This is a genomic window from Secundilactobacillus malefermentans DSM 5705 = KCTC 3548, assembly GCF_001436395.1.
Lineage (GTDB): Bacteria > Bacillota > Bacilli > Lactobacillales > Lactobacillaceae > Secundilactobacillus > Secundilactobacillus malefermentans.
The window spans coordinates 1-16046 of the sequence record NZ_AZGJ01000044.1 but is presented as its reverse complement, the minus strand read 5'-3'; the positions used below and the strand labels follow the sequence as shown (position 1 = coordinate 16046).

At 43.2% G+C, this 16046-nt stretch carries 13 protein-coding genes and 1 other annotated feature; of the genes, 4 read left to right on the top strand and 9 right to left on the bottom strand.

Annotation, left to right across the window (positions count from 1 at the left end):
- Positions 1-36 precede the first annotated feature (36 nt).
- The 6 genes from FD44_RS07950 to FD44_RS07925 form a co-directional block, all read right to left on the bottom strand.
- On the bottom strand, positions 37-414 hold the full coding sequence (locus FD44_RS07950) for a type II toxin-antitoxin system PemK/MazF family toxin (RefSeq protein ID WP_010620407.1): 378 nt from the start codon (positions 412-414) through the stop codon (positions 37-39).
- A gap of 114 nt (positions 415-528) precedes the next feature.
- Positions 529-1371 (bottom strand): metallophosphoesterase family protein, encoded by an 843-nt coding sequence (locus tag FD44_RS07945; protein ID WP_010620408.1) that lies wholly within the window; start codon positions 1369-1371, stop codon positions 529-531.
- Between the two features lie 286 nt (positions 1372-1657).
- Complete coding sequence (locus FD44_RS07940; protein WP_010620409.1) at positions 1658-3622, bottom strand: S9 family peptidase; 1965 nt, start codon at positions 3620-3622, stop codon at positions 1658-1660.
- Between the two features lie 60 nt (positions 3623-3682).
- Positions 3683-5041, bottom strand: a complete 1359-nt coding sequence (locus FD44_RS07935; RefSeq protein WP_010620410.1) for a M20/M25/M40 family metallo-hydrolase — start codon at positions 5039-5041, stop codon at positions 3683-3685.
- Positions 5042-5055: 14 nt separating this feature from the next.
- Positions 5056-6690: a peptide ABC transporter substrate-binding protein gene (locus FD44_RS07930; RefSeq protein WP_010620411.1), complete on the bottom strand. Its 1635-nt coding sequence runs from the start codon at positions 6688-6690 to the stop codon at positions 5056-5058.
- Between the two features lie 79 nt (positions 6691-6769).
- Positions 6770-7007: a binding site (T-box leader), on the bottom strand.
- Positions 7008-7093: 86 nt separating this feature from the next.
- Positions 7094-8740, bottom strand: a complete 1647-nt coding sequence (locus tag FD44_RS07925) for a peptide ABC transporter substrate-binding protein (protein WP_010620412.1) — start codon at positions 8738-8740, stop codon at positions 7094-7096.
- Between the two features lie 552 nt (positions 8741-9292).
- On the opposite strand from FD44_RS07925, the gene FD44_RS07920 reads away from it, so the two are divergent.
- Positions 9293-9613 carry an ATP cone domain-containing protein gene (locus FD44_RS07920; protein WP_010620413.1) on the top strand — a complete coding sequence of 107 codons (321 nt, stop codon included), beginning with the start codon at positions 9293-9295 and terminating at the stop codon, positions 9611-9613.
- Positions 9614-9731: 118 nt separating this feature from the next.
- Here FD44_RS07920 and spx read toward each other — a convergent pair whose 3' ends face one another.
- Positions 9732-10130: a transcriptional regulator Spx gene (spx, locus tag FD44_RS07915; RefSeq protein WP_010620414.1), complete on the bottom strand. Its 399-nt coding sequence runs from the start codon at positions 10128-10130 to the stop codon at positions 9732-9734.
- Between the two features lie 542 nt (positions 10131-10672).
- On the opposite strand from spx, the gene FD44_RS07910 reads away from it, so the two are divergent.
- Positions 10673-11584, top strand: coding sequence for a cation:proton antiporter (locus FD44_RS07910; RefSeq protein ID WP_050899331.1), 912 nt, complete (start codon positions 10673-10675; stop codon positions 11582-11584).
- Positions 11508-12671 (top strand): cation:proton antiporter, encoded by a 1164-nt coding sequence (locus FD44_RS07905; RefSeq protein WP_155801548.1) that lies wholly within the window; start codon positions 11508-11510, stop codon positions 12669-12671. Before FD44_RS07910 ends, FD44_RS07905 begins: the two co-directional genes overlap by 77 nt.
- 252 nt (positions 12672-12923) lie before the next feature.
- Here FD44_RS07905 and FD44_RS07900 read toward each other — a convergent pair whose 3' ends face one another.
- Together FD44_RS07900 and FD44_RS07895 are read right to left on the bottom strand one after the other, a co-directional pair.
- Complete coding sequence (locus FD44_RS07900) at positions 12924-13370, bottom strand: VOC family protein (protein WP_010620415.1); 447 nt, start codon at positions 13368-13370, stop codon at positions 12924-12926.
- Between the two features lie 73 nt (positions 13371-13443).
- Positions 13444-14286, bottom strand: a complete 843-nt coding sequence (locus FD44_RS07895; protein WP_010620416.1) for a C39 family peptidase — start codon at positions 14284-14286, stop codon at positions 13444-13446.
- A gap of 125 nt (positions 14287-14411) precedes the next feature.
- Here FD44_RS07895 and FD44_RS07890 point away from each other — a divergent pair, with 125 nt between their 5' ends.
- On the top strand, positions 14412-15971 hold the full coding sequence (locus FD44_RS07890) for a bifunctional metallophosphatase/5'-nucleotidase (protein ID WP_010620417.1): 1560 nt from the start codon (positions 14412-14414) through the stop codon (positions 15969-15971).
- Positions 15972-16046 lie beyond the last annotated feature (75 nt).

Sequence of the window (16046 nt, the reverse complement as noted above, 5' to 3'; positions counted from 1 at the left end):
CAATACCGGGGGTTCACTTCAGAAGGTGGCTTTTATTTAGCTAAAATTACTGATTAAATCGTCAAAATTGAAGATGTCTTTGATTATTTTTGCTGTTCGTTCAAAATCTTGTATGGGCGCGGACTCAACGAATTCAATTTGCCGATTAGACTTCAAATAATCTAAACTTCGCAGTTGAATGGCGTTAACCTGGCCGTGAATTTTATGGCTGTGCAACTCTACATACATTGGTAAATCCCTATGAGTGCTAGTGATGGGGCAAACAACGACGAACCCTGTCCGCCGATTATAGACTGTTGAACTCATGACGAGTGCAGGCCGTCTTTTCTTAATTTCTCTTCCCTTAGTTGGATCAAAATTAATGTAAATTATGTCTAGCTGTTCTGGAATGTAATTTTCCTTCGTTCCAGTCAAATTTCTCTACCTGCACTGTCAAAATCGAACAATTCCACTTTAATAAAGTTCGTATTTGAAAAACCACATCCACACAAAAATACCCTCGATTGCTCGAAGATATTTCACCAATCTCTATGACTTATTTTTCAAATAATTAATAACATCTTGCTTGTAACCAAACTCTTCGTTCATTTGTGCCAACATATCTTGATTATGGGTGTGCGCTTTACCCGTTTTTCGTAATTCTTCATATAGTGACAAGTACGGTAGATTAACAGCGTTCGCCCGTTGAAGTTCCCTATCAACATTGTAAGAAACTTTTCGAAAATTGACCTGCAGGCCCTCATCATCAACCGTGATAATCGCATATTGAGCCCTTAAATCTGACCAAAGTTTTGGCCAAGAATCATAAGGCTGTCCCACAGCACCCGGATTTAATATCAGCTGTCCTTTAGATGTATAACGCAAAACTGGCTGATGAATATGGGCATAAACCGCAACATCCAACTCTTCATGCTCTTTAAATAACTGATCAAAATTTGACTGATCTTGCGTTGGATACAATTCTGGTCCATAACTTTTGTTCGGTAAGTTATGGGTGATTGAAAAGTTTAAGTGATTGACCTGTTTTATTTGGTGAATGGGCGCCTGTTTCATTCTAACAACGTCCGATTCTTTAAGATCCCTCGCCAGGCGCTCAGCTATTTTGGCAAAGTGAATGTCTGCAGGATCATTTATATCAACTTGGCCATTTAGAAACTGCAAGTAGGATTCCTCCCAGTTTCCATTTAGCCAAACTGTGGGTTTCACCCTTTCCAACATTTCAAATAAATTATGGCCACCTGGTCCGGGTAAGATGAGATCTCCCAAAAACCAGTATTCTGTCACATCATTCGCAATACAGTCTTTCAGGACTGCTTCAAGTGCTGTGACGTTACCGTGAACATCCCCCAAAATAGCAATTCGGTTTTGCAAGTTAAATCCTTCTTTCATGTAACAATTACATTGCATCTGCGTGCTTCGGCCCTCAATTTCTTCCGTCTAACGGCTACATTGCATCTGCGTGCTCCAAACCGCAATCATCTCCGCCTAACCTAAAAACACTCCCAGACCAGAACCGTCTAGAAATATTCGTCACCATTACATTGCGTCTGCGTGCTTCGACCCTCAATTTCTTCCGTCTAACTAAAACCTCCCTTTGATCTAGACCATCAAAGGGAGATTTTTTGTTAGTACTCAGAAATTACCGAGGGCCTTAGCACTAGTATCTACTAAACCACTCATCCATATCCTTCACCCGCTGCACCCGTAAACTCGGCAAGCCATCCCGTGACACACCATGGAACGCCTGCGGATAACGAACCAAATCGACATCCGTTCCCGTTTGCTTAACCGCCGTGAAGAACTCCTCACTTTGACTAATTGGGCAACGCATATCCCACTCACCATGCAGCAATCGTAGCGGCGTTTTCACGTTGTGCGCATACGCCAATGGTGACATTTCCCAATACTTTTTCAACCCGTCTGGATCAAACAAGTCCGCCTGTAACTCTTGGCGATTGAAATAAAAACCAATATCAGATTGTCCGTACATCCCAATCCAATTGGTCACGCTCCGTTGGGCAACTGCCGCCGCAAAACGATCGGTATGACCAACCGTCCACGTTGTCATAAAGCCACCGTATGAGCCACCAGCAATATACTGATGATCTTCATCCAATTCTGGGAACTTTTCTAGCGCATAATCCAAGCCATCCAGCACATCGGTGTAATCGCGCTGACCGTAGTGACCCGTCACGTCATCAACGAAAGCTTGCCCATAAGTTGTTGAGCCACGGGGGTTCACAAAGACCACGCCGTATCCCAAAGTGGTATAAACCTGGAACTCGAAGAAGAAGCTCTCACCGTAAGCGGCGTGTGGCCCGCCATGAACATAAAGGAGAACCGGATTCTTCGCTTTTGCCTCAACGGGTGGTAAGTACCAGCCTTCAAGGGCTTGCCCGTCCTTAGCTTTATAATTGAAATGCTTTGGTGATGTATAAGTGTGATTCTTTTCATACTCAGCATTGGGATTGTACAAGGCCTTTTCAGTTCCTCCATTAACGTCCAAATGGACCAACTCACTGGGCTTATCCTGCTTTGAAACGGAAAGGGCCACCGTGTGGCTATTGACCACATCAAAATCGTAAACTTCGCGAGGCTGATCATCGACTAACTTTACGCCGGTTTTGTCACCCGTGTACATTTGACTGTGCCCATGGTGCAACGCAGTAAAGACGTACTGATTGTTGTCTAACCAGTAGACGCCCTTTTCTTTGCGATGCTGAACGAAATCAGTTGCCATTTCACCACCAAATCCAACAACGACTGTGTCATCAGCATGGGTTAAATTGGTCAACTTTTCAGATTGAACATCGTAAACCCATAAATCGTCCACCGTCATCCCTTGGTGTGACTGGTCATTTCCAACAACCGCAACGGTTTGGCCATCTGGAGAGAAGCTAGCATCGTTAAAGCTACCACCGGCCACACTTTCAGTGACCCAAGTTTCTGTTTTTTCAGTCAAATCGTAAAAATATAAGCCACTGGTTGGATCGTAATCCGTATCAAGTTCTGGATTCGTCTGACGCGTATAAGCCGCCAACGCACCTGTTTGATCAACATCGACTAATTTAAAACTGTAGGCACTTTCAAATACTTTCGTCACTTTTCCGGTCGCAACATCAACCGTGTTGAGTGTATAAACGCCGTCGTTTGGGTACCACCCATAGCCATCCATATGACTCATTAGCTTTGTCACGTGTCGGGTTTTCGGAAAATCAGTTGTCTTATACTTAGGCTCTTCATCAGTCGTGAGGGTTTTGAAAACCAATGTTGACCCATCACCTGACGCTACCACTTGTTGGACTTGTGGCTTGCCAGCAGTGACTTGTTCTGCGCTACCACCGGTTAGTGGCATTTTAAATAGTTGTGGCGTTTTCTTTTCGTCATCAGCTTGGCCCACGTAAAATAGAAAATCTGGCGTTGGGGTTGGCTGCGTATTCACGCCCCCATCAGCCCAAACTTGGTATTTACCAGTCGCATCGACGCTCCCAATTTTGGTGGGATACGAATTCGTTTCTTTATCCGTTTTATTTTCAACAAAGAAGGTTAAGTCGCCACCCTGCGTCACCTGCGTTAATGACTTTAATTTGAATAAATCCTCTGCTACAACACTTTTTGCCATTCGCCAATCATCCTTTCAATACCAAAACGAGACGCAAGAATCCGCCTCGTTCTATTTTTTTCAAAGCGTTTTAAAATTGCGCAACAATCGTGCCGTATACTCAGCATCCTGTGCATAATCCGCCACCCGAACACTTTCGTTCGGCGCGTGGGGGCCAGAACCCGCGTAAGTTCCACCGGTTGCAACCAATGGCACTTTCAGTGATTCGTAAAATGGTGCTTCTGGACCTCCACCTGCTGCGTTTGGTACTAATTTTACCTTATTTCCGTAAACTTGATTAGCCGTTTCTACCGCTAATTTAACAAATGGGTCGTCAAGGTTGGAGCGATAGGGATCTTCTCCCAATAAATAGGTAACCTGAACATCATCGAATCCATTTTTGTTTAGCTGGGTTTGAATTAATTCGGCAATCTTCTTTGGGGCTTGATTAGGAACTAAACGACAGTCCAGCTTGGCCTTAGCAAACTTAGGAATAACCGTTTTGACGCCATCCCCTTCGTAACCGCTCGACAACCCATTGATCGTCATGGTTGGCTCGTTCACCAACGCCGTTTTCGGGTCATCCGTCATCAACGGCCGTTTCATGCCAAATGTTTCGCGCGTCGTTGCTTCATTAAATTGGAGTTTGGCAGTTGCCGCCTTTTCGGTGTCGGTCAGTTCCCGCACATCATCGTAAAAGCCTTCGACTAGAACGCGATTGTCCGCATACTTTAGTGAAGCCAACGCCTTCGTTAAGCGCCAAGCGGCATTATCTGCGTAAGCCGCGAGCGATGAGTGCATGTCCTTAGCTGCCGTGGTGACGGTCAGCTCAAAACTCATAATTCCTTTGACACCACAGGTCACTTGGAAATTATCGTCAGCATCTTTTCCGCCCGTTTCCCAAACGAGGGCATCCGCTTTCAGTTGAGCAACGTGCTTTTGGACCATTTCCGGAACAAATGGGCTACCCACTTCTTCGCCACCTTCAACGATAAACTTCAGGTTACAAGGCAACCCGCCAGAGCGCTGAAGAGCCTTCACCGCCGTCATTCGGATCATTAACTCACCTTTATCATCGGAAACCCCACGTGCCACATACTTGCCATCTTTTTCGGTTAGTTTGAAAGGTTCTGATTCCCACTCATCCAGGGGTTCTGGTGGCTGAACATCATAGTGATTATAGAATAGGAGCGTTCTATCCGCGTTTCCTTCAGGACCCGCCGCAAATTCCGCAAAAACGAAGGGATTGCTGTCACCAACATCGTGCCAAGTTTCAACGTTTGAAGCTCCCAAATCAGTAAACGATTGTTTTAAGAATGCGACCGTTTCGTCGATACCGCGGTTTTGAGCGGAAACTGTTTCGATACTGAGATACTTTTCCAAACGCCCGTAATCTTCCTTTAACGCTTTTTCAACATTTTGCTTTAACTCATCAGCCATTAATTAACGTCTCCCTATTTCCAGTATGCGTAACGATATTGTCCAGTCGTGTTGGTTGCCGAATATTTTAGCCCACCAACCTTGCTGCTTAATAGTGTAATTTGTGCTTGTTGATCAATTGGATTAACCCCACGAACTTCCATTGCGCGACGGGCTGCCTTCTTAAGCAACGTGTAACGGGCCTTTTTATTCGTGGTCGTTGCAGCTTGATCCATCAATGTGTTAAATTGTTTGTCATTCCAACCAGTAAAGTTAACTGAGTTACCCTTTTGGAAAATTTCAAGATCATTAAGTGGATCAGGTTCGCCACCAGTCCAGCCGAACTGAGCAACATCAAAGTCCTTCTTAAACATCTTTGTGATTTCTTGTTGAAGTGGTACAGAAGTGATTGTCACTTTCAAACCTGGCATGTCCTTTTCCCATTGACTTTGGATGTATTCGGCCATGTTCTTACCACTATCAGAAGTACTAATTAATAGGTTCACCTTCTGATTACTGCTACCAAGTGCTTTTACAGCTTTTTTCCAATATGCTTTAGCTTGAGCATCACTGTGTTTTGTGTAATTGCCAACTGCATCAGCGAAATCTTTGCCCGTATTTGGATCCTTGGCAGTTCCAGCAGCGACTAAGTTTTTAAGTGGTTGTGAGCCATCTTGGTTAATCTTCGAGGTAAGTTGCTTCAAATTAAGTGCAGCGGAGGCAGCTTTTCTGAAATCAGAATTTGCTGTCAACTTACGGTCCTTATTGAAATGTTGGACCGTAACTGCCCCAGTCAACGTCTTAACCAACTGTTTCTTCAGCTTAGCATTATTCTCAGCTTCTTTAACTTGGGTTCCGCTGATTGTTCCCCTAGTTTCTTGAACCTTTCCTGCAGAAAATAGGTTTTCAGCTGTACTAGACGTTTTCACCACTTGAACGTTAACCTTGTTGATTTTTACAGAACTCTTCTTATAGTACTTGTCATTTTTAACATACTGCCACGTATCCTTCGTCCCGTTCCAGTTTTTCAGAACGTATGGGCCATTTGCGGCAACCTTAGAAGCGTTTGTTCCATATTTACTCCCGTATTTTTTGACCAGCTTCGTATTAACGGGCAGCAATTCAGTTGCCAAATCGTAGTCAAATGTCGGATTTTGTTTGCTCAACGTCACCGTCAATTTGTACTTTCCTGTTGCCTTAACACCTAATGCGCTCGGCTTCATCTTACCAGACTGAACGGCGGCATAATTCTTAAAGGTTTCCAACCGGTTCGCATATTGGGCCTTTGTCTTTGGATCAACTTGCCGGTCAAAGGACGTAACGAAATCCTGCGCGGTAACTTCATCGCCATTACTCCATTTGGCACCCTTTCGTAAGGTGAAAACGTACTTGGTGTTATTATTCGTTGGCTTTACAACCTTCGTAGCCATCCCCGCAACGACCTTGCCACTGTTATTTAGGCGATAAAGTCCTTCAGTTGTTTGTTCCATCATATCAAACGAGTAGGCGTCGGTTGCCTTGTTTGGATCAGCGATTTGCATTTCAGATGCTTCGGTTACGTTAAGTGTCTTATTTTGATCCTTTGCCTTATTAGCAGATGAACTACCACATCCTGCCAATGCCAAGCCTGCTACAACGGCTAGTGTTCCAAAAGTAAGTGTTTTTTTCATATGTGTTTTCCCTCCTAATTGTGTCGCGATGAAACTATGTATCGATGAGAAACAAAAAGCGCCCTCGAGTTCAATGAACTCAAAGGGCGCTTGCGCGTGGTACCACCTTTTCTTGCAGTCAAATGACCGCCGCTTATCGAACTGCCGGACGTCTCGGCAATTCTTAGGCACGATAATGGGCGCCCCCCAGTGTAGGTTACTAATTTTCACCACATAGCTCCGAAGTGATTTTCAAAATAATGATTTGCCTTCCCTCTCACCAAACGGAAGTCGCTGAACAAATCCTTATTTCTACTCTACTTCATCATTGCTTTCTCATCTGTTTTTAACTTACGTCTAACAGTAAGCCTCTAATTTTCGCTTGTCAACGGGATTTTTAAAAATTATCTAATAAAATTCTCATTTATTTCCAATAAGCATATTGCAATTGACTCCCTGAACCAGAGAACGCATCCCAACTCAAACCACCAAGTTTACTATTAACAAGGTGAGCCGTTGCGGCTTGATAAGTTGGTGCCACTGCGGCAACTTCCATCAGTCGTTTATCAGCTTGCTTTTGGAAATCGTAGCGTTGTTGTGCCGTATACTTGTCGGTTTCCTCAACTTTAGCCATCAAGGCTTCGTACTTATCATCCTTCCATTTGGAGAAGTTGATTGAACCAGAGCTGACCATTTGAGCCAAGAAGTCGTCAGCGTCGGTATAATCAGGACCCCAGCCAACTGTCGCAATGTCAAAGTCAGTCGAGAAGTCACGAGTAACGTGGGTTGCGTGCGGAACTGAAACCACATTAATCTTCAATCCTTTAAGGTTCTTCTGAACAGTGCCTTGAACGTACTGACCCAGTTTCTTTTCGGTATCAGCATCATCAGTCAACAGATCAAGTGTAATGGTCGTTTTGCCCAATTCTTTTTGCGCCTTTGCCCAGTACTTTTTGGCTTTGGCAATATCGGTTGGGGCAAGATTCCCCATTTCCTTATTAAAGTCTTCGCCAGTTGTTGGGTTCTTGGCTAGACCAGATGGCACAATGTTATCCGATGCGGTTGAGCCGTCACCAAGCACGTTATTAGCCAATTGCTTCCGATTAATGACGAGACTAATGGCATGACGAACGTTTTCGTTTGACGTGCTCTTCTTTTTGTTATTGAAATAAAGGTAATTATTTCGGGCAGTCTTGGTTACTTTCAAGTTCTTATTATTCTTATTTTGCTTAACGTACTGACCTGAAATACTGGTTAAATCGATTTCGCCGGAATTGAACATATTGGATGCGGTGCTATCCTCTTTAACCACCGTGACCTTAACGTTCGAGATCTTCACGTTTTTGGCATCCCAGTAGTGCGTGTTCTTTGCGTAACGCCACTTGTCGTTTGTACCAGTCCAGCCTTTAAGAACGTAGGCCCCATTTGAAACGGTCGTACTTGCGGAAGTCCCATACTTGCTGCCGTATTTCTTGATGGCAGCCGTCTGCAATGGGTAAAATCCGGTAAATTCGTAGTTCATAAATGAGACTTTGCGGGTCAATTTGACGGTAAAGGTTCTGTCATTGACGGCTTGAATCCCCAATTTAGAAGGATCCATCTTGCCACTATTAACGGCGGTAAAATTCTTGATATATTGAATGTCATCAGTTTGCTGTGACTTCGTTGTTGGATTCGCCTGACGTTGGATTGAGTTCACAAAATCCTCCGATTTGACGGAAGTTCCATCCTGCCATTTAGCATTCTTTTTAATCGTAAACGTATATTTTGTTCCATTTTCGGTTGGTGTCACAACCTTCTCAACAACTCCGGCGACGATGTCATGTTTCGCATTTTTGCGATAAATACCTTCATTTGTTTGAGAAGTAATTGCTTCAGCGTTCGTTTCAATTTTCTTAGTCGGATCAGTCGTTGTGGGTTCACCTGGAATTGTTATCTTTAAAGTTTTATCTGCAGAATTGCTAGCGCTTTGTCCGCCAACTGCAGTTGATGCACAGCCAGTCATTAACGCTGCCATAGCTCCAATCGCAACACTAATAATGATCATCATTGACGCTCTTCCCTTAAACATAGCAGTTCCTCCATTTTTTATTTTTATTTCGATTAGAAATCCTTCGGCACTTGTTCACCTGGCCTGATAAACAAAAAAAGCGCCCCTTAGGAATATAAATTCCTAAAGGACGCTTTAGCGCGGTACCACCTCATTTGTGAAGACGAATCTCCACCACTTACACACAGCCGGTCGACGCGGCGATATGTTGGCATGCTATCGGGTGCACCCGGATTCCTCTTAGCGAGTCATCATGCTCAAAATTGGCTTTTGACTATCAAGACGCTGCACCTTTCCACTAACGGTGCTCCCTTTAAACCTCTTGATATCGATTCCCCAATTCATCTCAGCATTTTCTAATCGATATTTAATGATTCCTACTTTAACCGGCATTCAAAAAATTGTCAAGCAACTTTTTAAATTAGTCCTGCAAAAATTAACGCAACGCTCTGTCACCTTACTGAATTTCTACCACAACATATTGGAAACATCATGTTAAGTACACAATATATTGTTGCTAAAAATTTTCAATTGCTATAAAATAGAAAGTGTAAAGAAAGGAAGTTATGTCTCGTGAATGTACGCAAACCACAACAATCTCAAATGCAAATTTCAATTCGTTACGTTGAAAAGCAAAACGGACGGAAAGTCATGTTTGATGGGCGAAAAATCTTACATAGTTTAACCCAACTAACTCATGATTCTGATCTAATTCGGAGAGCTAATGCTTTGGTATTAGCCCAAATAGCTTCCTTTACTCGGATTGATACTGTGACCATTCGCCAGCTTCTCATCAGTACGCTTGATTTGTTGGGACATCACGAACTCGCTCAGAGATATGTCGAGGAGCGTCAAACGCCGGAAGTTCAAGGACAGCAGCTTTCCTTCTTTTAGTCTCTACCTAATTTTATATCGTAACCACGTCGTAAAATCTCATTTTACGGCGTTTTTATTTTTAAATAACAAAAACACCCGTAACCTAATTTCAGGTTGCGGGTGTTTACTAGTCTGTTTATGAACTTAATTGAGATTCTAATTGACGTAATTCAGCTGTTCTAACGTCACGGGATAGGAAACGACGAATTTCTTCTTTGTTATAGCCAACTTCAAGACGCTTGTCATCAAAGATGATTGGTCGTTTAATGAGGTCTGGATACTTAACTACCAAATCAACCAACTGGCTTACTGAAAGATCATCGAGGTCAACGTGTAAATCCTTAAAGACGTTTGAACGTGTTGAAATGATATCTTCACTGCCATTCTCGGTTAATCGTAGAATCTGTTTTACTTCGTCCGTATTTAGCGGATTAGATTTAATATTTCGTTCCTTAAACGGAATGTCATGACTCATTAGCCATGCGCGAGCTTTACGACTTGATGCACTACTTGGTGCAATGTATAAATTAATCATATTTAAGCACTCCCTTATCGTTCTTGGATTAGTAACGATAGCTCCCCTACAGTTGATCCCTACAATCAAAACAAATTAGAAAAACTTACGTCTACCATGTGACTATACTTATAATAACATTTTTCTCCGAATAATCAACCCCATTTTACATACTTTTTGAAAGTAAAATTAGGAGTTAAACCATTTACTACTGTGTGCAAAATAACTTGATAAATCAACGATTTCAAGGCATTTTTTGGTCTCGTGAATTTTAATAGACGATACGAACAATATACTGTTGTAATCTTAATATAGTTCGTATTATTCAGACGGTTTTTTAGTTGTTATTTTTCTCGTTTTAAATAAAGAAACACCCCGAAAGTCTCACATTATCCGATTTAGAATCATTATAATCATGAAATAACAACTATTATGACTTGGCTTTTTCAAATTAAAAAAATGATTCAGTAACTAATTACCGAACATCGACCAAACAACCTGAATAATTGACCGATTTGCGGTACACTTTCAGTTAGTAAAAGTATTCAAGGGGGGAGACAAAGTTGACCGATTTCTTTTTAATCGCCTTATTAGTGATTGCCAGCATTATCACAAATATGATTTATACCTGGTACGATAAAATACCACTCGCTTTCTACCAAATTGGCGCAGGCCTGCTTTTGTCGCTTGTCCCACTTTTTTCACACTTCACTTTGGAACCTGAAATCTTTTTAATGGCGATTATTTCGCCACTCATGTTTAATGATGGTCAGAACGCCGATACAAAATCTATGCGTGGCAAAATTGGGACCACCTTTTCACTTTCTGTCCTACTGGTGATTGCAAGCATTACCATCGCCGGTTTCCTCAGCCACAGCATTTTACCCACTATTCCGTTAGCTTTGGCATTTGCACTCGCGGCCATCATTACCCCAACTGACGCTGTGGCAGTTTCCTCAATTACGGGAAACTTGAAAATGCCTCGCAACGTCATGGCCGCACTGAAAAACGAGTCTTTATTCAACGACGCATCCGGAATTGTGGCATTCGATTTGGCCCTCACCGCTTTCTCGACTGGAAACTTTTCCGTTTTTGATAGCTTAAAACAGTTTTTGTGGGTCTTCATCGGCGGCCTCATAATCGGTGTGATCCTCGGTGCGGTTTCAGTGAGTTTGCGCCTCTTTTTAATTCAGCAAACCATGAACCCAGCAGCCGTGATTATCCCCTATAACTTAATTACGCCATTTGCCATCTATCTCATTGCGGAACTATTTAGTTTTTCTGGTATTTTGGCAGTTGTCGCAGCAGGCCTAATCCACGGGCTATCTCAGTCCCGGTTACGACTTTTTTCCACGCAACTACAAATGGAAAATAAAACGGCCTGGCAAGTTGTGGAAAATGTCCTCAACGGCTTTGTCTTCGTCCTGTTGGGGGGCGACGTTACCAACCGTTTGGCAAAATATTATGCGTGGTGAAAGTAAGCTGATGCCGATTCTATTTGCCCTAGCAGTTGCCCTTTATCTCGCAACTCTACTTGTCCGGTTCCTTTGGGTCCGATTCGACCTTGCCAAATTAGGAGCAGAAAAAGAGCAGCGTAACTCGACCGCGCTACTGAATGCAATTGGTGGCGTCCACGGAACCATCACCCTCGCAATGGCCTTCTCTTTGCCGCTCACTGCGTTTGGCAAAGCACTTCCTTATCGGAACGCCATCATCTTCGTGGCGGCCGTCGTCATCATTTTAAGCCTAGTTGTGCCAACCGTTATTTTGCCATTATTGCTGCCTAAAAAGGAAAATATTCTTTCTGATGAAGAAGTCACGCTGCATCGAAATCAGATGGTCGATTACGCTTCCCAACAACTTATTGCCAGTTCGCCGAAAGACGATGCACAAATTGCCACCGTATTAGAAACCCTTCTCAGTCAAAAAGGGTCTAGTGGACGCGTTAATCGGAAAAAATTGCAGGAAATTTTTAATCAGACCAATCAAATCACAACGGATGTGGCTCTAAAGATGGCCCGCGATGGCGAAATCGATCCAAATACCGCCCAAACTTATCTACGACTCTCACAATTTCATTCACGATTCACGCAAGGCAGTCGCTTTAAGCAATTCTTGAGACGAGGTTCCTTTGTCTTACTTCGACTCCGAGGAAAGCGCAAAGTTGGTCGCCAACGGAATCAACCACGAAAGTCTGATTTTAAATCTCGCTCTTTTGACCAACGAACGGTTAAATTACAAAAAATGCGGGAAGACATGGTCAAAATTGAAAATAAAATTTACGAGCAAGTGATGACCTACTTAAAGGATGCCGCAAACACTGATAATTCAGCAGAAATCTCAGTGGTCCGCCATTCTTACAATGAGCACCACAGTCGCTACCGTGCTGATCAAGCTGACCAGGAACGGGAACAAGAACTCTTTCTCCAAGCTTTCCAATATGAATATAATTACGTTCAAACGAGTGTTCAATCTGGTAGAATAAGTAAGAAATTGGGAAATGAACTGTACCAGCAGATTTCTACCGATGAACTTGCCTACATGCAAAATGTGGCCAATTGAATAAAAAAACACTTTTCCATCAAAAAAACGTCACAATTTCTTCACATTTAGTTGCTACTATATACACATAACCTAATATTAGTAATTAATATTAAGCTTTTTCATTTTACTCCTCCAAAGTAAAATATCGGCTTACAGTGATGTAAGCCACCTACTCCTATGTTGTCCGCCACCTCCCCAGTGGCGGGCATTTTTTTGTCGAGTAAATTAAAGAAGATGGCACAAAACAAAAGTTTTGTGCCATCTTCTTTTTTACCATTTTCTAATTTGGAGCATCCACGTCACATTGTACTTATCCGTCACCATTCCCATTTTAGCGCCCCAACCCTGATCCGCAAGTGGCATCAAAATCGTCACCGAGTCATCCGTTTCAAATGAGTGGTAGAGGGCTTCCGCCTTTTTCAGCATTTCCGCATCGCCGCTATCCACGTCAATCAGTAACCTGGTGCTATTCGTCAACTGGTCATCATGATTAAAATTATCCGATGAATAAACCCAATTTCCTAAAATTGTAAAGACGGCATGCATCGTTAAATCCTCATAGTTAACGCTACTCGGAATGTGCATCGCTTCAGCCGCGGCTTTAGTAACGGGCAATCGTTCAACATCCTCGGCGCCAAAAACAGCCTGATAATAAGCTAACGCAGCTTTGGTGTTGTCGAAAGTAAGGTAGGGATAAAGTGCACTCGTATTTGACATGGTATAGCCTCCTTAATTTTTACAAATAGAGCATACCATGACCAACAAAAAAACGAACTAAATTAGTCCGTTTTTAGTAACTCAATGCGCGATACGCATCCTTTTTCCGATGATTGTGCAAACTTGTAATCGTCATGCTCGTCTTCTTCTTTGTCCATGAATCATTGTAATAGACTCGGGTGCTTGAATAGCCTCGCACGGTGAGCGCGTGGTTGACAAAACCGTCTACACCGCCGACCCAAACAACAACGGCGCGACCCTGATTAATTTTAGCTTTAATTTGATTGAATGAGCTGCCCGTCATGTTAACGGATGACCCAGCATACTTTTTAACGATCTTCATTAGTCCCTTGGGATAAATGTACCAACCGGTTTTTGAATAGGGGATCCCCACGAATCCTTTGTCAGGATTGCGGCTTCGCGGCATTTGGTTCGCCAACATCGTCTTATTCACATTGGCGCCTGCATATTTCAGCATCATCGTTACTGCAGTAATTTCACAGCCGGTCGGTAGCTCTGGTCGCTGAGCAATCAGTGGCACATTGAGGTATCGGTATGATTTAACGGTGGCGTTTTGATGAACCCAGGCCGTATATGTATGGTTATAGGTGAATTTAAGCCAGGTTCCATCCACCGTTTTTTCTTCACGCGTAATGTGGATGGTTTTATTTTTGTACGTCAAACTAGCGCCAATTTTGCTGACATTCGTCTCAGAAGTTTTCCAACCGCCGGATTTATAAAGGCCATAATTGTGACCGCTTGGTCTCATTTTAGTGTAGTAATTAACCGTCTTTAAACTTGAAATCGCCTTGTACGTGGGCGCTTCCGCTGTACTTGCCGCCTGTGCAAGAGCCGTCCCACTGAACAAGCCCACCGTCAGCACGATAACCGTTAAGATCAATTTTTTAATTTTCATTTTGCGCTACTAAAATATAATATATGCCCATTATAACTTAAAACTTATCTCAATTGTATTGTGATATCACTTTCTAATATAAAACGGTATAATAGGAGCAATCACATCAATTCGGAGGCACCATTATGGAACTGACAATCTTATCGACAAGCGATATTCATGGCTACGTTTTTCCCACAAATTACGTGAAGCAAGGCAGCTTATTGCCCTTTGGCTTAGCCAGAGTCGCCACAATTATGAAGGAAGAGCGTCAAAAAGCAAATGGCCCCGTCATTACAATTGACGATGGCGATTTTCTTGAGGGATCACCGCTTGCCTATTACGTTGCTCAGGTCCAGCCAGTGCACAATCCCCAGTGGCTAATGGATGCTTACAATCAAATCGGTTACGACTGTGGCGTATTGGGAAATCATGAATTTAATTACGGTAAGCATTACTTAAAACTTGCTATAAATGAATCGGACCGCCATTTTGTCAACGCCAACGTTCTTAACGCTGATGGTCAGGCTGCGCTGGGCCAACCATTTAGAATTATCAATCGAAACGGCTTGAAGGTTGCCATTCTGGGCCTCACAACTCAAACTGTTGCTCAGTGGGAGCGCCAGGACAACATTGAGGGACTCCATTTTCAGTCAGCAGTTGAGACTGCGCGCTATTTCGTTCCGTTCCTTCATCAATTGGCAGACGTCGTAGTTGTCGCCTATCACGGCGGTTTCGAACGCGACTTAAACACCGGCAAACCAACTGAGAAGAACCCCGGTGAAAATGAAGCTTATCAGCTCCTCAAAGATATCAAAGGGATTGATGCGCTCATCACCGGTCATCAACACCGTCATATTGCTGCTAAAGTGTTCGGAACTCCCGTTACGCAGCCTGGTTTCCGGGGAGATGCCATTGGAAAAATCACCCTCCAGATTGAGAAAAAGGATGATCGTTTTGTTGTCGAAGACAGTCAAGCGGAACTCGTGTATACCAAAGAAGCCCCTTTAAACAAGGCTATTATGGAATCCACGGCAAGTCTCGATCGCGAAGTGGACTCTTGGTTAGAACAGCCGCTTGGCAAAATTGATGGCAGCCTGACCGTTACCGATCCCTTTCAAGCGCGCATCACAGAAAGTGCCTACATAGAATTTATTCAACGCGTGCAAATGGCCACAATGGGTGTCGATATTTCAGCGACCGCCCTGTTCAACAACGAAGGGGCCGGATTTGAAAATCCCATCACCATGCGCAATATTATGACGAATTACGTTTATCCGGATGGTTTGGCTGTGGTTCAGGTTACAGGCAAGGAGTTGAAAGAGGCGCTCGAACGCTCGGCCCGCTACTTCGTTTTAGACAACGATGGTGAAATCGCCGTTAATCCAAGCTTCGTTTTCCCCAAACACCGCCAATATAACTATGACATGTACGAGGGGGTTAATTACGAAATCCGCGTTTCAGAGCCAGTTGGTAATCGCATCCAGAACTTGACGTATCATGATCAACCCGTTAAGGATGACGAACCGCTGAAAATTGTGTTGAATCACTACCGCGCTGGCGGTGGCGGCCATTACGACATGTTTAGTGAAGATAAAATTATTGCTGAAAATAAAACAAGCATGAGTCAAATAATTGCCGATTATTTGCGTGAACATCCGTTGATTAAGGCGGATGTGAACCATAATTTCAAAGTAATTAAATAGCAACCTAAAAGCGGAACAACCATGAATCATCATGGTTGTTCCGCTTTTATAATCGGTTCTATACTTTTTCCTGTT